Annotated in this window: 18 protein-coding genes; 9 read left to right on the forward strand and 9 right to left on the reverse strand. The window is 63.1% G+C overall.

Features of this window, described 5'->3' with window-relative positions:
• Nucleotides 1–867 precede the first annotated feature (867 nt).
• A complete protein-coding gene (locus B3605_RS02965) occupies nucleotides 868–1,914 on the reverse strand; it encodes a polysaccharide deacetylase (RefSeq protein WP_112942945.1) in 1,047 nt (348 codons plus the stop codon).
• A gap of 122 nt (nucleotides 1,915–2,036) precedes the next feature.
• Between B3605_RS02965 and B3605_RS02970 the strand changes: the two genes are divergently transcribed.
• The 3 genes from B3605_RS02970 to der all read left to right on the forward strand — a co-directional run bounded on the left by B3605_RS02970 (nucleotide 2,037) and on the right by der (nucleotide 4,864).
• Entirely contained in the window at nucleotides 2,037–2,621 is a 585-nt protein-coding gene (locus B3605_RS02970) for an NnrU family protein (RefSeq protein ID WP_112942946.1), read from the forward strand.
• Nucleotides 2,622–2,725: 104 nt separating this feature from the next.
• Complete coding sequence (locus B3605_RS02975) at nucleotides 2,726–3,409, forward strand: tetratricopeptide repeat protein (RefSeq protein WP_018897296.1); 684 nt, start codon at nucleotides 2,726–2,728, stop codon at nucleotides 3,407–3,409.
• 15 nt (nucleotides 3,410–3,424) lie between these two features.
• The gene (gene der, locus B3605_RS02980; protein WP_047506246.1) at nucleotides 3,425–4,864 is read left to right on the forward strand and encodes a ribosome biogenesis GTPase Der; all 1,440 of its coding nucleotides are present in this window, start codon (nucleotides 3,425–3,427) and stop codon (nucleotides 4,862–4,864) included.
• Nucleotides 4,865–4,955: 91 nt separating this feature from the next.
• Here the strand turns inward: der and B3605_RS02985 are convergent, their stop codons facing one another.
• Nucleotides 4,956–5,189: a hypothetical protein gene (locus B3605_RS02985; protein WP_112942947.1), complete on the reverse strand. Its 234-nt coding sequence runs from the start codon at nucleotides 5,187–5,189 to the stop codon at nucleotides 4,956–4,958.
• Nucleotides 5,190–5,433: 244 nt separating this feature from the next.
• Between B3605_RS02985 and B3605_RS02990 the strand changes: the two genes are divergently transcribed.
• Nucleotides 5,434–6,696: an MFS transporter gene (locus B3605_RS02990; RefSeq protein ID WP_112942948.1), complete on the forward strand. Its 1,263-nt coding sequence runs from the start codon at nucleotides 5,434–5,436 to the stop codon at nucleotides 6,694–6,696.
• Between the two features lie 307 nt (nucleotides 6,697–7,003).
• Here B3605_RS02990 and B3605_RS02995 read toward each other — a convergent pair whose 3' ends face one another.
• Nucleotides 7,004–8,173, reverse strand: a complete 1,170-nt coding sequence (locus B3605_RS02995) for a glycosyltransferase family 4 protein (RefSeq protein ID WP_112942949.1) — start codon at nucleotides 8,171–8,173, stop codon at nucleotides 7,004–7,006.
• A 214-nt stretch (nucleotides 8,174–8,387) separates the two neighbouring features.
• Between B3605_RS02995 and B3605_RS03000 the strand changes: the two genes are divergently transcribed.
• Together B3605_RS03000 and B3605_RS03005 are read left to right on the forward strand one after the other, a co-directional pair.
• Entirely contained in the window at nucleotides 8,388–9,299 is a 912-nt protein-coding gene (locus tag B3605_RS03000) for a hypothetical protein (RefSeq protein ID WP_112942950.1), read from the forward strand.
• 2 nt (nucleotides 9,300–9,301) lie between these two features.
• Entirely contained in the window at nucleotides 9,302–9,619 is a 318-nt protein-coding gene (locus B3605_RS03005; RefSeq protein WP_113168744.1) for a hypothetical protein, read from the forward strand.
• Nucleotides 9,620–9,625: 6 nt separating this feature from the next.
• Here B3605_RS03005 and B3605_RS03010 read toward each other — a convergent pair whose 3' ends face one another.
• On the reverse strand, nucleotides 9,626–10,537 hold the full coding sequence (locus B3605_RS03010; RefSeq protein ID WP_112942952.1) for a sugar kinase: 912 nt from the start codon (nucleotides 10,535–10,537) through the stop codon (nucleotides 9,626–9,628).
• A gap of 216 nt (nucleotides 10,538–10,753) precedes the next feature.
• Between B3605_RS03010 and B3605_RS03015 the strand changes: the two genes are divergently transcribed.
• Entirely contained in the window at nucleotides 10,754–12,403 is a 1,650-nt protein-coding gene (locus tag B3605_RS03015) for an alpha-glucosidase family protein (RefSeq protein WP_112942971.1), read from the forward strand.
• On the opposite strand, the gene B3605_RS03020 is transcribed toward B3605_RS03015, so the two are convergent.
• Together B3605_RS03020 and B3605_RS03025 are read right to left on the reverse strand one after the other, a co-directional pair.
• Nucleotides 12,400–13,755, reverse strand: a complete 1,356-nt coding sequence (locus B3605_RS03020; RefSeq protein WP_112942953.1) for a GAF domain-containing protein — start codon at nucleotides 13,753–13,755, stop codon at nucleotides 12,400–12,402. The genes B3605_RS03015 and B3605_RS03020 overlap by 4 nt on opposite strands.
• A complete protein-coding gene (locus B3605_RS03025; protein WP_112942954.1) occupies nucleotides 13,752–14,222 on the reverse strand; it encodes a pyridoxamine 5'-phosphate oxidase family protein in 471 nt (156 codons plus the stop codon). Before B3605_RS03025 ends, B3605_RS03020 begins: the two co-directional genes overlap by 4 nt.
• 129 nt (nucleotides 14,223–14,351) lie before the next feature.
• On the opposite strand from B3605_RS03025, the gene B3605_RS03030 reads away from it, so the two are divergent.
• Nucleotides 14,352–15,164 (forward strand): arylamine N-acetyltransferase family protein, encoded by an 813-nt coding sequence (locus B3605_RS03030; protein WP_162725228.1) that lies wholly within the window; start codon nucleotides 14,352–14,354, stop codon nucleotides 15,162–15,164.
• Between the two features lie 31 nt (nucleotides 15,165–15,195).
• Here B3605_RS03030 and ade read toward each other — a convergent pair whose 3' ends face one another.
• Nucleotides 15,196–16,890 (reverse strand): adenine deaminase, encoded by a 1,695-nt coding sequence (gene ade, locus B3605_RS03035; RefSeq protein ID WP_112973827.1) that lies wholly within the window; start codon nucleotides 16,888–16,890, stop codon nucleotides 15,196–15,198.
• A gap of 135 nt (nucleotides 16,891–17,025) precedes the next feature.
• The gene (locus B3605_RS03040) at nucleotides 17,026–17,487 is read right to left on the reverse strand and encodes a MarR family winged helix-turn-helix transcriptional regulator (RefSeq protein WP_112942972.1); all 462 of its coding nucleotides are present in this window, start codon (nucleotides 17,485–17,487) and stop codon (nucleotides 17,026–17,028) included.
• Between the two features lie 342 nt (nucleotides 17,488–17,829).
• Between B3605_RS03040 and B3605_RS03045 the strand changes: the two genes are divergently transcribed.
• Nucleotides 17,830–18,663 (forward strand): alpha/beta fold hydrolase, encoded by an 834-nt coding sequence (locus B3605_RS03045; protein WP_111563013.1) that lies wholly within the window; start codon nucleotides 17,830–17,832, stop codon nucleotides 18,661–18,663.
• Between the two features lie 102 nt (nucleotides 18,664–18,765).
• Here the strand turns inward: B3605_RS03045 and B3605_RS03050 are convergent.
• A partial coding sequence (locus B3605_RS03050; protein ID WP_296432200.1) for an ABC transporter substrate-binding protein occupies nucleotides 18,766–19,165 on the reverse strand: 400 nt, incomplete at its 5' end.

Genomic DNA, 19,165 nt, shown 5'->3' on the forward strand with positions numbered 1-19,165 from the left:
CCCCCTCTGTCCTGCCGGACATCTCCCCCACAAGGGGGGAGATCGACTCGTGGCTTGCTCCCCAACCAAACAATGAGCGTGGAGCGAGCGGATGAGCCCAGCCAATCTCCCCACCTGTGGGGGAGATGCCCGGCAGGGCAGAGGGGGGTATCACACGGCAGAACGCCAGCCACCATCCCACCCTCCACGCACGCCAAAACCGCGCGCGAAGCAAAACCTCGCGACGGTCGGCGTCATGAAACGGGAAGGGCAGGCGGTTTGTTGTCGGTGGTATAAGTGTCAGGCTGTCCGCCTGCCCGATCACCTCGGTTTCCGGTTCGCCCGACCCGACAGGAGCGTCTCTCGGATCGGTCTTGCCGGTGGATCATCGGCCCTGACGGCGTCTAATCCCCTTGGCAACCATCACCACACGCCGGACTTTGAGCGGCTGAGCATCCGGTTCGCGACCCGGCTCCCAGTGCGGTGACGAGGGGAGTGTGGCGGAGTGGTGCGGGGTGGGGATGAGGAAAGTGCGATGACGGGGTTAGGGTGTTGAGCGGGTTGAGGGATTTGTTTTGTGGGGTGGGTGGTTGTGCCCGTGAGGTGGGGTGGTGGTATGGGGAGGGTTGGTCGCTCCGGCTGATGTCGGCGCAGAGCCATACCCCCCTCTGTCCTGCCGGACATCTCCCCCACAAGGGGGGAGATCGACTCGCGGATAGGTTTTCGCCAAACGTCGAGGTAGCAGCGAGCGGCTGCGCCCAGCCAATCTCCCCACTTGTGGGGGAGATGCCCGGCAGGGCAGAGGGGGGTATCACACGGTAAAACGCTCGCCGGCAGGCCAGCGCGAGCGTCAGATGGCGTTCACCGAGATCGCACGCAAGGCAGAAATCACAACCCCGAAGCCGGCGTCCCCTGCAGCTTGCCGCGTGCCTTGATCACAGGGATCGCCTGCGAATAGCTCACACAGGCCACATCAGCCCGATGGCAGACATCGCTCACCAGCCGGTCGAGCGCCCGCCAGTAGGCGCCGCCGTTCATCTCGACGAAGTGGAAGCCCAGCTGCAGCGGAATGCGGTCGCCGGCATATTGCTTGTCGAAGGCGCGGGAAAAGGCGGCGTAGGCGCGGTCTTCGAATTCCTTGCTGTCGGCCTTGTCTTCCTCGCCCTTGGAGTGGCGGACGAAGAGGTTGTAGTCCATGCCGACGATCGGGCGGTCGCGCGGGCCCTCGGGGATCAAGGGCAGGCCGAAGCGGATGATGCCGCCTTCCTCGACCGGCATGGCCGGACCCTTGGTGACGAGGCTGGCGTCATAGGTGAAGCCGGCCTTCTTTTCGGCGGCGATCATGTCCGAGCCAGCGGTCGCCGACAGATAAGGGGCGCGAAAACCGTGGATGCCGTGGTCGACCAGATCCTGCCAGCCCTTCGGCTCTTCCAGACCGACGCCCTTCCAGGCGTTCTTCAGCGTCCGGTGGAAGGTGGCGTATTCGTCCGACCAGTCGGCCTCGCTCCACTGGCGGCCGTCGAAATGGCCGCAGGCGTGGCTGGAGATGTCGTGGCCTTCGAGGTGGGCATGCCAGATGTTGCCGAGGCGCTCGCGGATCTCGTCGTCGCTCTGGGCAAAGCCGATGTTGGAGCGGCCGGGCTTCTGGTGCGGCGCCTGGTAGGCCTTCTTCATCTCCTTGTTCATCAGGAAGGTGCAGGAGAGGAAATAGGTGAAATGCGCGCCGTTCTTCGCCGCCATCTCGCGGCTCTTCTGCCACAGCGCGTTGTCGTGGGCGCCGTCGAAGGAGATCATTACCAGCTGCTTCGGCTTGGTCGCCGGGTTGGCGTTTGCGGCGCCGTCGGCGGTCTGGGCGAGCGCTGGGGCAATGGCCGGCGCGAGCAGCGAGAGGGCAAGCGAAAGGGAAAGACAGGAACGAGAGATCAAAGTAGACATGGGCACCGCGACAATTTATTTCGGGCTTTTCTGTTACAGAATTGAGGCGAAGCTGCGGTGCCGCTGGCATTTTCCTGCTCACGACGATAAGCCTGTCTCATAGTCAAAACAGGAATTTAGCGATGCAGCTTCTCATCTTGAGCCTCATCCTCTTCATCGGCCTTCACCTGATCCGCGTCATCGTTCCCGATTTCCGCCGGTCGATGATCGACAAGCTCGGCAAGCCTTTATGGGGCGCCGTCCACGGCATCCTCAGCATCGTGACGTTGCTGTTCCTCGCCTATGCCTTCGATCAGGCGCGCGGCATGTATGGCACGCTCTACAATCCGCCGATCTGGATGGCGCATATCACGCTGACCCTGATGCTGATCGCGATGATCTGTCTGGTGGCGGGCTTCCTGCCCGCCGGGCATATCCGCGCCAAGCTGAAGTTTCCGCTTCTGGTGGCGATCAAGATCTGGGCGCTGTCGCATCTTCTCGCCAATGGCGAGCCGGAGGCGATCGTGCTGTTTGTGGCGTTTCTTGCCTGGGCGGTGCTGCTCAGGATCTCGATGAAGCAGCGGCTGCGCAATGGGGAAATCACGCTGCCGGTTTTCGTCTCGGCCAAGTATGATCTCTATGCAGTGGTCATCGGCGCGGTGCTCTGGGCGGTCATCCTGTTCAAGCTGCACGAACTGGTGATCGGCGTTTCTCCGCTTGTGATGTAACGATTCTTTCACATCCCCCTTACAACGGATGCAAAATGGGGTAGAAGGCCCGACAATGTGCGTGCAACCCGCATGATTTTGCATATCCGCTGCCGGAGACGAGAATGGCATTCAACGACGATAGCTTCATTCGTGAGGTCAATGAGGAACTGCGTTCGGACCAGATGAAGGGTGCGTGGCAGCGTTTCGGCCGCTACCTGATCGTGCTGGCCGTCCTCATCGTTCTCGGCACGGTCGGCTACAAGGTGTTCCAGTATTGGGACAACAACCAGTCGTCGGGCACCGGCGACCAGTTCATCGCCGCCATGAAGCTTGCCGACGAGAACAAGAGCGACGAGGCGCTGACAGCGCTCGAGAAGCTCGAGAAGGAAGGTCACGGCGACTATCCGATCCTGGCGCGCCTGCGCGCCGCCTCCGTGCTTGCCCAGAAGGGTGACGCGACGGGCGCCATCGCCGCCTTCGACGTGATCGGCAAGGACGCCAAGGCGCCGGCGCCGATCCGCGATGCCGCCAAGATGCGCGCCGCATGGCTCCTGATCGAAAACGGCACCTATGAGCAGGTCTCGGCCCAGGTCGAGGAAATGGCCGTTCCGACCAACGCATTCCGCCACTCCGCTCGCGAAGCGCTCGGCCTTGCCGCCTACAAGGCCGGCAACATGGCTCAGGCCCGCCAGTGGTACCAGGCGATCGCCGACGATGCGCAGTCACCGCGCAATGTTGCCAATCGCGCCCAGATGATGCTTGATAACATCACCGCATCCGGCAAGGCGCCCGCCGCACAGGGCTGAGTTTAGGGTATTTCAATGAGCTTTACGGTCGCGATCGTCGGTCGCCCGAATGTCGGCAAGTCGACGCTTTTCAACCGGCTGGTCGGAAAGAAGCTGGCGCTTGTCGACGACACGCCCGGCGTCACCCGCGACCGCCGCCCCGGCGACGCGCGCCTGATGGGGCTGACCTTCACCATCATCGATACCGCCGGTCTGGAAAAGGCCGAGGCCGAGAGCCTGCAGGGCCGCATGCGCGCCCAGACGGAAGCGGCGATCGACGAGGCCGACATCTCGCTCTTCGTGGTCGACGCCAAGTTCGGCCTGACGCCTGTCGACAAGGAACTGGCCGAGATGCTGCGCCGTCGCGGCAAGCCGGTCGTTCTCGTCGCCAACAAGTCGGAAGCCAAGGGCTCCGACGGCGGTTTCTACGACGCCTATACGCTCGGCCTCGGCGAACCGGTGCCGATCTCGGCCGAGCACGGGCAGGGCATGCTCGACCTGCGCGACGCGATCGTCGAAGCGGTCGGCGAGGATCGCGCCTATCCGCCGAAGGAAGACATCGCCGAGACCAACGTCAATCTTCCTCACGAGATGGAAGAGGACGAGGATTACGAGCCGGAATATGACGACACCAAGCCGCTGCGCGTAGCGATCATCGGCCGCCCGAATGCCGGCAAGTCGACGCTGATCAACCGCTTCCTCGGCGAGGACCGGTTGCTTACCGGCCCCGAGGCCGGCATTACCCGCGACAGCATTTCCGTCGAGTGGGACTGGAACGGCCGCACCATCAAGATGTTCGACACGGCGGGTATGCGCCGCAAGGCGCGCGTCACCGAGAAGCTCGAGAAGCTGTCGGTCGCCGATTCCTTGCGCTCCATCCGTTTCGCGGAAACCGTGGTCATCGTCTTCGACGCGACCATTCCCTTCGAGAAGCAGGACCTGCAGCTGGTCGACCTCGTGGTTCGCGAGGGACGCGCCGCCGTTCTCGCCTTCAACAAGTGGGACCTGATCGACGAGCCGCAGGCGCTTCTGGCGGACCTGCGTGAGAAGACCGAGCGGCTTTTGCCGCAGGCGCGCGGCATCCGCGCCGTGCCGATCTCCGGCCAGACCGGCCGCGGCCTCGACAAGCTGATGCAGTCGATCATCGACACCGACATGACGTGGAACCGCCGCATCTCGACCGCCAAGCTGAACCGCTGGCTGGATTCGATCACGACGCAGCATCCGCCACCGGCCGTCTCCGGCCGCCGCCTGAAGCTGAAGTACATGACCCAGGTCAAGGCCCGCCCGCCGGCCTTCATGATCTCGTGCACGCGCGCCGATGCGCTGCCGGAATCCTACACGCGCTATCTGGTCAACAGCCTGCGCACGGATTTCAACATGCCCGGCGTGCCGATCCGGATCATGTATCGCGAGAAGGACAATCCGTACGAATCCAAGAGCGGCGGACGACGCAAGCCGCAGCCTGCCAAGTAGCAGCTTGGCCTGGTAGCTGGCAAAGTGACATGTCGGGTGCAGCCAAGGCTGCGCCCGCACTCCGCTTCCTTGGCGATGAAGATGGGCTGTCTCAGCCGTCGAAGTAATAAACCGGCTCGCGGGTCAGTTCGCCGTTGCCGACGTGGCCGTAGATGTCGTTTCCAAGAATCCAGAAGCTTATCGCCTGGGTCTCCATGGAAAAGATGTAGTCTCCCGATATCCAGTGCTCGGCTTTACTTCCGGATAGCGAAAACAGGTGTTCGCCGGCCTGGTACATGACCGCCTTGTGCGACTTCGAATCATATAGATAACGTTCGTCAGCCATGTCGCGCCCTGATTCTACATGCAAAGAATCTCACGCCGACCTGTGTTTGTCTAATAATCCTGATTTAATATGTATGACCATTTTTGGTATAAAGGCCGCCGGGGCTGCGCGCCGGACGGGCAATTCTTGAAAATTATGTGACAGGCTGTCGGATGCGGCCGATGTCCGACGTCTTGATGGGGAGGGCATGGATCGTCTTTTATAGGGCATCCGCGCCAGATCGGTTCGCACAGGGAGGTGCACGATGATGAGCCATTCGCATCAGGGGTCCTATCGGTGGGTGATCGTGGCGGCGGGGGCGCTGATGACCTGCGTCGCGCTCGGGGCGATGTTTTCGCTGGCGATCTTCCAGGAGCCGATCGCGCTCGACACCGGCTGGTCGCATATCGGCATCGCCAGCGCGATGACGCTCAATTTCATCGTCATGGGGATCGGCGGCTTCGTCTGGGGGGCCGCGAGCGACCGGTTCGGGCCGCGCGCCGTGGTGCTTGTGGGCGCCGCATTGCTCGGGCTGGCGCTGGTGCTTTCCAGCCGGGCGGTGACGCTCCTGCAATTCCAGCTGACCTACGGCATTCTCGTCGGCATCGCCGCCAGCACCTTCTTCGCGCCGATGATTGCGGCGACCACCGCATGGTTCGACGAACATCGCGGGCTTGCCGTCTCGCTGGTCTCGGCCGGCATGGGCGTGGCGCCGATGACCATCTCGCCCTTCGCCCGCTTCCTGATCTCTGCCTATGACTGGCGCACCGCGATGCTCATCATCGGCATCGGCGCCTGGGTGCTGTTGCTTCCGGCCGCACTGCTGGTGCGACGCGCGCCAGAGAGCGCAGAGGATGACCTTGGCGCGGCATCGCCGAATGGCGCGACGGCTGCGGGCTCATTGCCTGCAGAGCGGGGGAATGCGCGGCTCGCCGACGTGTTCCACTCGCCGCAGTTCATCGTGCTCGGGCTGACGTTCTTCGCTTGCTGCGCCGCCCACTCCGGGCCGATCTTCCATATGGTGAGCTACGCGACGATCTGCGGCGTGGCGCCGATGGCGGCTGTCAGCATCTACAGCGTCGAGGGGCTGGCGGGGCTGGGCGGCCGGTTGATCTACGGTTCGCTTGCCGATCGCGTCGGCGTCAAGCCCGTCATCGTCGGCGGGCTGCTCATCCAGGCGATTGCCCTGATGGGCTATCTCTTCGTCAGCCGGCTTGGCGAATTCTACGCACTGGCGGTGATCTTCGGCAGCGCCTATGGCGGCGTCATGCCGCTCTACGCAGTCTTGGCGCGCGAATATTTCGGGCAGAAGATCATCGGCACCGTCTTCGGCGCCGCCACCATGCTCTCCAGCCTCGGCATGGCCTTCGGCCCGCTGATCGGCGGCTGGATCTTCGATCACTTCGCCAATTACTCCTGGCTGTTCATCGGCTCGGCGCTGGTGGGGCTGGGTGCTGCCACGATCGCGCTGGCGTTTCCGCCGCTGCCAGGTGAGCGGGGGCGCCAGGTGGTGGGGGCTGCGGAGTAGGGGGAGTTGTCCTTTTGAGAGCAGCGAAAGCTCTTGGCCGCCAACCTCTCCACCCTCATCCCTGTGCTTGTCACAGGGATCCAGCCACGGCGCGTCCGCGCCGTGAATAACCTGCTGCGGTGTTGCGTAGAAGAAGGGTCACTTCGCCGCGCGGACGCGCGTCGGCTGGATCCCCGCCACAAGGGCGAGGATGAGGGAGTTTGAGGCAGGCGTCGCGCCTGACCAACGCCGACGCGTATGGGGTGGTCGTCGTGCCGAGGCCGCCGTATCCAGCGCAGTGAGTATCCCTAAGGCCTAGGGAAACACTTCACACCATCGTCGCCGCGTCGCCATCGCCGAGGCGCTTGTTGCGCGGCAGCGACTTGGCGTATTGCCAGGCTTTCTTCCACTTCGGGGTGATCACCCCGTTGGCGGCGCGGATGTTGGTGATGAACTGCAGCGTTGCCGCTTCCCAGGAATATTGGACGGCGAGCTCGCGGGCCTTTTCTCGCGAGGAGGAGAGCGCCGCGAGGCAGGCGATACGCAGGTCGTCGTCGAGCGCGCCGACCTCGCTATCTTCGCCGATGATATCGAGCGGGCCGGTGACCGGGTAGGCGGCGACGGGGACGCCGGAGGCCAGCGCCTCGAGGATGGTGTTGCCGAAGGTGTCGGTCAGCGACGGGAAGACGAAGACATCGGCCTGGGCATAGATCGCCGCCAGTTCCGGGCCGACCTTCAGGCCGGTGAAATGCACATCCGGATAGCGTTTCTCGAGCTCGGCGCGGGCCGGGCCATCCCCGACGACGACCTTCGAGCCGGGAAGATCGAGATCGAGAAAGGCCGGCAGGTTCTTTTCCAGCGCCACCCGGCCGACCGTCATGAAGATCGGGCGGGAAAGGCCGAAGGGCTTTTCCTCAAGCTCGGCCGGGTGGAACTGGTTGGCGTCGATGCCGCGGCTCCAGGGCATCAGGTTGCGGATGCCCTTTTCGGAGAGCTCGCGCGCAAGCGAGGGCGTCGCCACCATGCAGCCGGCGCCGGAATTGTGGAACCACTTGACGAAGGCGTAGAGCCAGCTCTTCGGGATGGGGAGCCGGGCGGCGACATATTCGGGAAAGCGGGTGTGGTAGCTGGTGGAGAAGGGCATGCGGTTCTTCAGGCACCAACGCCGCGCCGTCAGCCCCAGCGGACCCTCGGTGGCGATATGGACGTAGGACGGCTTGTGCCTGGCGATTTCGCGGGCGACGCTGCGGTAGCGGGCGATCGACAGGCGGATTTCGGGATAGGTGGGGCAGGGGATGTTGCGGAACGCCTGCGGCGTCACCATCGCCACCTCGACGCCGATCTTCGCGAGTTCGCGGTTGGTGTTTTCGATCGAGCGGACGACGCCGTTGACCTGCGGATGCCAGGCATCCGTGACGATGACCAGCCGCTCCGGCTTGCCCATCGGCAAGGCGGCGGCGTTTTCGCCATCGCTGGCATTTTGCAGGCGTTGCAACATGATCCGACTTCCATCCGCGCCATCGGCGCACCGCTCCGGGCGGGCGCCGGATAATCGATTCCCGCGCTCATATTCTCGCTGCGGTCGATGATGGAAATATTACAGGCGGGCGGGTGCAGCTTGATGCAACCGCAGCTGTGATCTTGGGTTGTGTTCGGTTTGTTGTTTGCAATCGGAAATGTGCTATCCCTAGCTGCAGTTAGGGGAACAATCCATGTTGAAACGATTGCGGGTGCTGGCGTTGCTGGCGGCCACGGCTTTGGCCGGCTGCGCCAGTGTGGATGCGACTGATATTCAGAAGTTCGGGGTGGCGACGGCGGCGGTTGCGGATGCCGCCAAGAGTACCGGCGCGATGCGGCGGACGATGGATGAGCGCTACTATTTGGAGCAGCAAGCCTACAAGTTTTCATTGGGCGATGCGCCCTACGCGTTTCCGCCACCAAAGATCGAGCCTTCCGATGTGGACAAGGAATGGAACCGACGTGTTGCCTTTGCGCAGGCGCTGGCCGATTACGGCTCTGCCTTGGCGAAGGCAGCGACCGGCGTTGCCGGTGACGATCTCGGAACAGCGCTCGGCAACCTGCAGAAGGCGATCGATGGCGCTATTCCTGCTTCCGCCAAGACGAGCAACTTCGGCCCGGTTTCAGACGCCACACTACTTGCGGCACGCAAGGCCATCACCGAGATGCAATATCGGCGGATACAGACGATCGTCGAGAAGGCTCATCCGTCGATTGTGAAGGGAAGACCTCTGCTGGCGGCGGATTTTGCAGTGATGGCCGACAATATCGCCGCGACGCACAAGACATGGCAGGCGCAACAGGCCGTTGCGCTCGAAAAAATCCACGGCGCGCCTACTTCCCATAGCCCGGCTGATACGGGGACACGCTACCGTGCCTATCGGGAACTCTTGAAGGATCGACAGGAAATGGACGCCGCCGTCGCGCCCTTCCTGCCTGCCGATTCGGGAGAAAAGCCTCGCTACGAAACGCTGCTCGATAACTTTGTGACCGCGCACAAGGAGTTGGCGGAGAACAAGCCAAACCCGCTGACCCTGGAACGCTTCATCGAAGCGGCAAAAGAGTTGCAGGCGGCAGTCGAACCGTTTCTATCCGCGAAGGGATGACCATGACCAGCTACAGGACCGCATATGATCGTATCTTGAATGGCATGCTGACAATGACAGAGGCCAGCGGCAACGCTGTCGATGGCGATGCGGCTGCTCGATGCATCGACGAGGCCAACGTTTTCAAGGCCGAACTGGACGCACTGACCGCTGCAAAGCTCAAGACGAGTTCGAAGGACTACGTGGCACTCACGGATACCATGGCGCGATCAAGGCAGAGATTGGAGGTTCTCTCCGAGGAGATAGCCGAGCTAGTTAAGGCGGTGGAGGTGGCCGCCAAGGTCGTCAAAGTCTTGGCAAAAATCATTCCGCTTTTGTAAACCCACTCAAACCCCAAGCTTATCCTTCGCTACCAGCGCCCCATGCTCGCTGACAACCCGGGCCGCGACCTTGGCGGCGAAGCGGGCGGATGCGGGGGCGTCCCGGGTTTCCAGGTAGTGGGCGATGAAGGCGCCGTTGAAGCTGTCGCCGGCGCTTGTCGTGTCGACGACCTGCTCGACCCGCTCTGAGGGCACGAAGGTTTCTTCGCCGTCGAAGTCGAGCGTTATGCCGTCGGCGCCGTTCTTGACGACGACGTCGCGGACGCCAAGCGCGCGGTAGCGGTGGATGGTCGCCTCGATCGAGACGTCGCCGAAGTGCAGGGCCTCGTCCTCGAAGCTCGGCAGCACCATCGATGCGGCGCGCGCGCCTTCGCTGATGGTCGCGTGCATCTCGTCATAGCCCGACCACAGGCGCGGGCGGATGTTGGGGTCGAAGGCGACGAGCTTGCCGGATGCCTTGGCGCGGCGTGCCTCGGAGAGCAGCGTGTCGGCGTCGTCGCGCGAGAGGATGGCGAGCGTGATGCCGGAGAAATAGACGACGTCGGCGCCTTCGATCGCCTGGCGCAGGAAGTCGGCATCGGCGGCGAGCTGGCGGGCGGCGGAGTTGTCGCGCCAGTAGCTGAAGGAGCGTTCGCCGTCCTTCAGGCTGATCATGTAGAGGCCGGGCGCCTTGCCCTTGATGCGGCGAATGCTCTGCGTGCCGATGCCGGCGTCAGCGAAGAAGGCGACCATCTCGTCGGACATGGCATCGTCGCCGAGCGCGGTGCAGTAATCGACCGACCAGTCTCGATCAAGACAGGCGCGGGCATACCAGGCGGTGTTCAGCGTATCGCCGGCAAAGCCCTTGCGCAGCAGCCCGGCGCCGGCCTGCGACAGCTCCACCATGCACTCACCGATCGATAGAAAACGTCCGCCCACTGCCTGCCTCCCAGATGCTCCGTCTTCGCTGATACGCGCCGCGCGCCGCACTTACAAGCGCGGATTGGCCCGATATGGCGAGTCCGGCTCGCGCGATGCCAGCGGGCTGACCGGTGTTCCGGCAACTGGCGCGCAAAAAGACGTGAGCGCGGTTGTCTTTTGCTTTCTGCGCTTTAGTCTCGGCATGGACAGGAACATGGCGAGGATATGCGGCAGATGGCGGTGCAGACGGGCGGGAATGCGGACTGGTGGCGGGGTGCTGTTGTCTATCAGGTCTATCCGAGATCGTTTCAGGATACGAATGGCGACGGGCTAGGGGACCTCAAAGGGATCACGAGGCGTCTGCCCTATATTGCCAGCCTCGGCGTCGACGCGATCTGGCTCTCACCCTTCTTCAAGTCGCCTATGGCCGACATGGGCTATGATGTCTCGGATTACTGCGACGTGGACCCGATCTTCGGGACGATCGCCGATTTCGACGAGATGATGGTGGCCGCGCATGCGCTGGGGCTGAAAGTGATCATCGACCAGGTGATCTCGCATACGGCGGATGTGCACCCATGGTTCGTCGAAAGCCGCTCCAGCCGCACCAACGACAAGGCCGACTGGTATGTCTGGGCCGATCCGAAGCCGGATGGAACGGCGCCGAACAACTGGCTGTCGATCTTCGGTGGGCCGGGCTGGGAATGGGACGGCGTGCGCCGGCAATATTACCAGCACAATTTTCTTACCTCGCAGCCGGATCTCAACTTCCACAACGCGGATGTGCAGGACGCGCTTTTGAAGACCGTTAAATTCTGGCTCGACCGTGGGGTCGACGGCTTCCGGCTGGACACGGTCAATTACTATTTCTGCGACAAGCTTCTGCGCGACAACCCTCCGCACGAGCCCGATACCAGCGATGGCGGGCTGGATGCGCCTGACACCAACCCTTACGGCATGCAGAACCATCTCTACGACAAGACGCAGCCCGAAAATATCGGCTTCCTGCAGCGTTTTCGCGCGCTGCTCGACCGCTATGAGGGGCGAACGACTGTCGGCGAGGTGGGCGATGGGGCGCGCTCGCTGAAGACGGTCGCGGCCTATACCACCGGCGGCGACAAGCTGCACATGTGCTACACCTTCGATCTCCTGGGGCCGGAGTTCACCGCCGCCCATATCCGCAACTGCGTCGATGCCTTCCAGAAATCCGTGGCCGATGGGTGGGTCTGCTGGGCCTTCTCCAACCACGACGTCAACCGCCATCTCAGCCGCTTCGCCAAGACAGTGGAGGAGCGGCCTGTCGTCGCCAAGCTGGCGATCTCGGTACTTGCAGCGTTGCGCGGCTCGATCTGCCTCTACCAGGGCGAGGAACTCGGCCTGCCGGAAGCCGATCTCGCCTTCGAGGATCTGCGCGACCCCTACGGCATCCGCTTCTGGCCGGCCTTCAAGGGCCGCGACGGATGCCGCACGCCGATGCCCTGGGAAGCGGCCAAGGCGCATGCCGGCTTCACCACGGCCGAAAAATCCTGGCTGCCGGTGCCCTATGAGCAGGCGGCGCTCTCGGTCGATGTTCAGGAAGGCGATGCGCATTCGGTGCTCACCCACTACCGCGACACGCTGGCCTTCCGCAAAAAGCATCCGGCGCTGATCGACGGGGCGATGACCTTCCTCGACACCAACCAGGATCTGCTGGTGTTTACCCGGAAGAAAGAGGGCGAGACGCTTCTGTTTGTGTTCAATCTCACACGGGAGCCGGCGTCGTTTGGCTTGCCTGCGGGGATGGTGCTTGGCGAGCGGCTGGAGATGCCGGGCTTCGTTTCGCGCATCGAAAAGGGTGTGGTGATGTTGAACGCGCTGGATGGCTTCTGCGCGCGGCTTGGCTAATCCCCGTCCAACGTCGTTTCCTCGACGAAGACAGGCTGTCCGTCGAAGGTCAGCGAAAACTGTCCGCGCCCGGTCGGCACCAGCTGGATGGGCGAGGTCTTGTCGGCGAGGCGGCGGCGCAGGAGGAGAAGCCGGGTCTCAAGGTTGTCCTTGAATTCGGGAAGCCTGAGCGATGTGCAGAGGCGCAGTTCACGGTTGGCGAAACCGGTACGGCCGCTCTCCACATGGGCGCGCAGCATGTGGTTCAGCAGCCGGCCGGCAATGCCCTTGATGATGTATTCGTCGGCAATGAAGATGCTGTCGTCGAAGGCGTAGTAGCGGATTTCGATCCGGTGGGTGTTCTTCCCCCGCGGCTGCCCTGATGGCGTCGGCTTCTGGTCTTCCGGCAATGCCTGCGACAGGGCGATGACACCGGCCAGATGCTGGGCCGCAAGCGTCAGCGCTGCCTCCTGCACTGCCGTAAAGGCAAGCCTTCGGCGGCTTTCGGCGCCGAGAACGCCGATGAGGTGACCGCCTGAGATCATCGGCACGGCAATTTGGCTCATGGTCTCGGCATCCATCGGCGGGGCGATGGTGCGGGTCAGATTTTCATTCTCGGCCGATGCTTTGACCGCGGCGCTGTAGCGTCGCGCCCGGCTGAGATCGCTGATCTTGACGATATCCCGCTCACGGGCGGCACTGCCGAAGACGCCGTCTCCGAAGGCGATCTCGGAGCCGACGCCCGATCGCTCGTAGCCCAGGCTGCCCGCCGTCGCGAGCTGGCCGCTGTTTTCGTCGGCGAGAAACACGACGGTCTGATCGCATTCAAGCGTGTCGCGCATCCATTCCAGCGTCGCGTCAAGGGCGGTGTCGATATGGGCGGGAAGGTGGGCGAGTGTCATGGCGAGGCTGGCGGTTGCCTCGAGCAGCGGTTCGCGCGCGACCGGCTCGATCGGGGCTGCCACGGGCGAGGGGTAGATCGTGATATCGACCACCCGGAAGATATCGACGCCGCGAAGCCGCATGATGCCGGCCATGCCGACCTGCGCGCTCGTCGCATCGAGTTGGGTCGAAACGCGGCTGAACAGCGGACCGTCGAAGACGGTCTTCTCATAAACCGCGCGCAACCGGCACTGGCCGCCACGGGCGCCATCGACCAGCAATATGGCCGCCTTCGGGTTTTCCGCGAGATTTGCCATGGTCGTGTTGAAAAACTGGTTGGAGAGGCCGACGCGCTCGTCGTCCACCAGCACGACATGCGAGAGGTAGGAGACATTGGGAATGCCGTCTGCCGAGGACGTGGCGATGATCGAGGGGACGATGCCCTCGAAGAAGGTTTCCATATCGCGTAGCCGCAGTGGGATCTCCTTCATGCGGGCGCTCCGATCAGCGCGCCGGCGCTGCTGCCGGGCGTCTTGATGGAGATGGTGCGGACATCGAGTATGGCGGTGGCGAGATCGCGGGATGTCAGCCAGACCTCGATCATCGACGAGGGAACGCCCTGCTCGGCGAGTGCTGCGGTGACGCCGGCGATATAGCGCTCGCAGAGCGCGTGGTCGTCTTCGGTGGCGGCGCGCAGGCTGGCGCTGCCCTTTAGCTGCAGCGAGCGATAATCGGACGGGCGCACGAAGGTGAAGGCGGCTTGGCCGGTCTCGATTATGTTGGCGAGCGTATCCGGCCACTGCCAACCGGAGATCAAGACTTCGATGGTTTCGCCACGCGGCAGGACGCGGCAGCCGACGCCGCGGCCGACATCGGGCTGGTTGGCACTATCGCTGGTGCCGACGATCATCATGACAGGGCCGGCAATGAAACCGGCGATTTCCTCATCGAAACGCACCCGACCGATCCCCCAGATGTCCCCGCCGCCAGCATAAGCGAGGGGCTGCGCCGTTAGCAAACTTTTAGGGAGCGGCGGCAAATGGGCGACGGTACAAGCTTGGTGTCACACCAGATGAGGGATCAGGACATGTTTGACTTCGACCAATATGCGAGGCGGATTGGCCTCAAGGACATCGACATCACGCCGGCCGGGCTCACCGCCCTGCAGCGGGCGCAGCTTGCCACCATTGCATTCGAAAGCATCGACCCGTTTCTCGGCCGGGTTCCGAGCCTGCAGCCCGCCGATATCTGGAACCAACTCGTCGAGAAGAAGCGCGGGGGATATTGCTTCCAGCTCAACTGGCTGTTCGGCGAGGCGCTGAAGCATCTCGGGTTCGAGGCGCGGCCGATCCTCGGGCGGGTGCGCATGGGCGCGCCGGTCGGCGGCATCAGGGCGCATCTCGCCTGGATCGTGACCATCGGCGGGGAGGAGTGGCTGGCGGATGCAGGCTTCGGCGGGCCGGGACCGCGTGATCCGGTTGCCATCCGGCCCGGCGAACAGCTAATCGGCGGCATGACCTTTCGCCTGCGGGACGACACGGCAACCGGCGAGCTGGTGCTGGAATGGCAGGGGCCGGACGGATGGTTCCCGCTCTTCGGCTTCGATGAAAGCCCGTTTACGCAGGCCGATCTCGAAGGCGCCAACCAGCTTTGCACCGTCTGGGCGGCGCTGCCGTTTCGCGACAACCTGATGATGAGCATCCGCCTGCCGGATGCCGATGTGGCTTTGATGAACCGTGGCCTCCGGCGCTCGGGCGCGCAGGGAACGAAGAGCCTGCAGATCGGATCGGCCGACGAGCTGGCGACCTCCCTGCGTGATCTCTTCGGTCTCGATTGCGAGCCGGAAACCGTGGCGCGGATCTGGTCAAGGCTCGACACGCCGGTGCGGGCAGCAGCCTGAACCGGAAGGTGGTCTTCTTTCCGCGTGGATGTCAGATCAGCCTGAACTGATCGACATCCACCATGCCCATGTCCGATATCTTCAGATGCGGGATAACCGGCAGCGGCAGGAAGGCGACCTGGAGGAAGGGTTCTTCTAGGGTCGTGCCGAGGGCGTAGGCGGCTTTTCTGAGGTCGTGCAGCGTATCGCGGACGGTCTCGTAGGGCTCCAGGCTCATCAGGCCGGCGATGGGCAGCGGGATTTCGCCGGTGACCTTGCCATCCTCGACGACGACGAAGCCGCCCTTGATCTCGCCGAGCCGGTTGGCGGCCATGGCCATGTCGTCTTCCGAGACGCCGACGACGCAGATGTTGTGGCTGTCATGGCCGACAGTCGAGGCGATCGCGCCCTTTTTTAGGCCGAAGCCCTGGACGAAGCCGTTGGCGTGGTTGCCGTTCTTGCCATGGCGCTCGATGACGGCGACCTTGATGATGTCGTTGTCGAGATCGACGGCCGCCTGGTTGCCCTTGACGGGGAGGCGGTAGCGGCGGTGTTCGGTGATGATCTTGCCCGGCATGACGCCGATGACGGGTGTTTCGCCATCAGCGACAGGTACGCCGAAATCAGCGGTGTTGACCGTTCGCGCCTTGACACTGTCGAGGCCGACGGGGGCAATGGGCTTGCGGGTTTCGAAGAGCTTCGAGGTGACCTTGCGGCCGGCGGAGAAGACCATTTCGGCCTTGCAGTTTTCCAGGCTGTCGAGGATCGCGAGATCGGCGCGCCAGCCGGGGGCGACGAGGCCCCGGTCCCTGAGACCGAAGGCGCGGGCGGCGGAGATCGAGGCGGCGCGATAGATGGCGAGCGGCTCGACACCGTTTTTGATCGCGGTGCGGATCATGTAGTCGAGGTGGCCCTGCTCGGCGATATCGAGCGGATTGCGGTCGTCGGTGCAGAGCGCCAGATGCGGCGACAGGCGCTCCGTTATGATCGGCATCAGCGCCATCAGATCCTTGGAGACGGAGCCTTCGCGGACCAGGATGTGCATGCCCTTGCGGATCTTCTCCAGCGCCTCTTCGGCGCTCGTGCATTCGTGCTCGGTGCGGATGCCGGCTGCGAGGTAGCCGTTCAGATCATTGCCCGAGAGAAGCGGGGCGTGGCCGTCGATGTGGTCGCCTTGGAACGCAGCCAACTTTGCCATGCAGACGGGATCCTTGTGGATCACGCCGGGGAAATTCATGAATTCGGCAAGCCCGATGACCTTCTCATGGTCGCGGAAGGGCAGGAGCTTTTCGATCGGCAGGTCGGCGCCGGAGGTTTCCAGATGCGTGGCGGGCACGCAGGAGGAGAGTTGGACGCGGATGTCCATGATGGTTTGTTCGGCCGACTCCAGGAAATAGCGGATGCCTTCGGCGCCGAGCACGTTGGCGATCTCGTGCGGGTCGCAGATCACGGTCGTGACGCCATAGGGGAGCACGCAGCGGTCGAACTCGTGGGGGGTGACGAGCGAGCTTTCGATGTGCAGATGCGTGTCGATGAAGCCGGGGACGACGATCTTGCCGGATATGTCGATCTCGGTCTTGCCGTTGTAATCGCCGCAGGTGCCGACGATGGTCTCGCCCGAGATGGCGATGTCGGATTGCACCAGTTCGCCCGTCACCAGATCGAAAAACCGCCCGCCCTTGAGCACGATATCGGCCGGTTCGCGGCCGGTTCCCTGGTCGATGAGGCGTTCTAGTCTTTCGGTCATGGGGCTCTCTGGTTCGGTGTCGTTGGGTGGCCACTCTAGAGAGGCGGGCGCTGCATGGGAAGGCGCGGATCGGTCTTGTCCTCGTCCATGCCGTCGCAGGGGCTCATCGCGTTCCGGGGTCGGTCAGGGTTGCCTCTATTCGGTCTTGCCGAGGGCGCCGATCAGCGTGTGGATCTGCTCATTCAAGGCTTCGATCTCGGTCAAGGTCATGCCGGAGCGGCTGAGCAGTGTGTCGCCGAGACATTTGCTGCGGGCGAGCATGTCGCGGCCCGCTGATGTCAGGAAGACATTCACCTGGCGTTCGTCCAGCGTCGAGCGGCGACGTTCGAGGAGGCCTGCCTGCTCCAGCCGCTTGACCGGCGGGGTGATGGTGCTCGATTCCAGCGACAGCCGGTCGGCGATGGCGCCGATCGTGGCGCCATCCTGCTCGCCCAGCACGTTCAACACCAGATATTGCGGATAGGTGATGCCCATCTCGTCCAGCATCGGCTTGTAGGTGCGGTTGATGGCGAGGCTTGCCGCATAGAGCGAGAAGCATAGCTGGTCGTCCAGCGGCGGAGTGGTGGCGCCGGAGGCGGGGGGCTTGGCAGAGCCCATATGGGAAGCGTGTATCTGGTCGGTCATGCCGAGGCTCCATCTGTCTGTGCGGACATCATTACCATAAAAATGATATCGCGATAATCTTTTTCGTAGACAGGAAAATCTGAGGTGCTATGAATGTGTGTATCGCAATATTGATTATCGCGAAAACAAATGGAGATGAACATGACTGACGACATCCAAAATGCCTCAAGACGGCATGTTATGGTCGCAGGGCTCGGCCTCGTCGCGACGGCCGCTGCCGCCTCCTTCACCAATTCGGCTGAAGCCGCGAGCCACAAGCATTCCGCAGCCGCCAACCAGAAGACCGCTCATTCGACAGGTAAGGACAAGAACGCCATGACCAGCAGCTACATCACCACCAAGGACGGCACGCAGATCTTCTACAAGGATTGGGGCACCGGTCAGCCGATCGTGTTCCATCACGGCTGGCCGCTCAGCGCCGACGACTGGGATGCACAGATGCTCTACTTCCTCGGCAAGGGCTACCGGGTGATCGCCCATGACCGTCGCGGCCACGGCCGCTCCAGCCAGCCGGGCCACGGAAACGACATGGATACCTACGCGGCCGATGTCGCCGAGCTTGCTGAACATCTGGATCTCAAGAATGCCATCCATGTTGGCCATTCGACGGGTGGCGGTGAAGTCACGCGTTATGTCGGCAACTACGAGAGCCGGGGCCGGATTGCCAAGGCGGTGCTGATCGGCGCGATCCCGCCTGTCATGCTGAAGTCCGACAAGAACCCGGGCGGCCTGCCGCTTGAAGTGTTCGATGGCTTCCGCACGTCAATTGCCGCCAACCGCGCGCAGTTCTATCGCGATATCCCCGAAGGCCCGTTCTACGGCTTCAACCGGCCGGGCGCCAAGGTCTCGCAGGGCGTGATCGACAATTGGTGGCGGCAGGGGATGATGGGCAGCGCCAAGGATCAGTATGATTGCGTCGAGGTGTTTTCCGAAACCGATTTCACCGAAGACCTCAAGAAGATCAAGGTTCCGGTTCTGGTCATGCATGGCACGGATGACCAGATCGTGCCGATCGCCGACTCGGCCCTGCTTGCCGCGAAGCTTCTGAAAAACGGCACGCTGAAGACCTATGACGGCCTGCCGCACGGCATGGCGACCACGCATGCCGACATCATCAACGCCGATCTCCTGAAATTCTTCCAGGCCTGATCGAGGCCGGCTGCGGCGAAAGCCATTTCGAAAGATCCGCAAACGAAAACCGGGCGCCCGCGAGGGCGCCCGGTCTGTATTTGATCGCAAAGGCGAGCCGAATTATTCGGCGGAGACGATCTTGCCGTCTTCCCACTTGTAGAGGGAGAAGCTCTGCGAGGTCAGGTCGCCGGTCTCGCCGTAGGTGAGCTTGCCGATGGCGGTCGAGATCGGCTCGCCGGCCTTCAGTGCCGTTGCGACGGCTTCGGAATCTTCAGCACTTTTCGCCTTCTCGATGCCGGCCTTGATGACTTCGACTGCGGCGTAGGCGTTCAGCGTGAAGGCTTCGGCCGGGATGCCCTTGGCCTTCAGTGCGTCGGCGGCGGCCTTGGAGTCGGGGCTCTTGGTGGCGTCGACGGCGTTGGTGAAGATGGTGCCGGCGGCAGCATCCGTGCCGATGTTCCAGAACTCGGTGTTCGACAGGCCGTCGCCGCCGATGATTACGGCATTGACCTGCAGGTCA

Origin of the sequence: Rhizobium sp. UBA1881 (assembly GCF_002338015.1) — a bacterium.
GTDB lineage: Bacteria > Pseudomonadota > Alphaproteobacteria > Rhizobiales > Rhizobiaceae > Rhizobium.

Coding starts and splice junctions, on each gene's coding strand:
- B3605_RS02965 (WP_112942945.1), bottom strand. CDS start 1,914: ATGTCTACTTTGATCTCTCGTTCCTGTCTTTCCCTTTCGCTTGCCCTC.
- B3605_RS02970 (WP_112942946.1), top strand. CDS start 2,037: ATGCAGCTTCTCATCTTGAGCCTCATCCTCTTCATCGGCCTTCACCTG.
- B3605_RS02975 (WP_018897296.1), top strand. CDS start 2,726: ATGGCATTCAACGACGATAGCTTCATTCGTGAGGTCAATGAGGAACTG.
- der (WP_047506246.1), top strand. CDS start 3,425: ATGAGCTTTACGGTCGCGATCGTCGGTCGCCCGAATGTCGGCAAGTCG.
- B3605_RS02985 (WP_112942947.1), bottom strand. CDS start 5,189: ATGGCTGACGAACGTTATCTATATGATTCGAAGTCGCACAAGGCGGTC.
- B3605_RS02990 (WP_112942948.1), top strand. CDS start 5,434: ATGATGAGCCATTCGCATCAGGGGTCCTATCGGTGGGTGATCGTGGCG.
- B3605_RS02995 (WP_112942949.1), bottom strand. CDS start 8,173: ATGTTGCAACGCCTGCAAAATGCCAGCGATGGCGAAAACGCCGCCGCC.
- B3605_RS03000 (WP_112942950.1), top strand. CDS start 8,388: ATGTTGAAACGATTGCGGGTGCTGGCGTTGCTGGCGGCCACGGCTTTG.
- B3605_RS03005 (WP_113168744.1), top strand. CDS start 9,302: ATGACCAGCTACAGGACCGCATATGATCGTATCTTGAATGGCATGCTG.
- B3605_RS03015 (WP_112942971.1), top strand. CDS start 10,754: ATGGCGGTGCAGACGGGCGGGAATGCGGACTGGTGGCGGGGTGCTGTT.
- B3605_RS03020 (WP_112942953.1), bottom strand. CDS start 13,755: ATGAAGGAGATCCCACTGCGGCTACGCGATATGGAAACCTTCTTCGAG.
- B3605_RS03030 (WP_162725228.1), top strand. CDS start 14,352: ATGTTTGACTTCGACCAATATGCGAGGCGGATTGGCCTCAAGGACATC.
- ade (WP_112973827.1), bottom strand. CDS start 16,890: ATGACCGAAAGACTAGAACGCCTCATCGACCAGGGAACCGGCCGCGAA.
- B3605_RS03040 (WP_112942972.1), bottom strand. CDS start 17,487: ATGGGCTCTGCCAAGCCCCCCGCCTCCGGCGCCACCACTCCGCCGCTG.
- B3605_RS03045 (WP_111563013.1), top strand. CDS start 17,830: ATGACCAGCAGCTACATCACCACCAAGGACGGCACGCAGATCTTCTAC.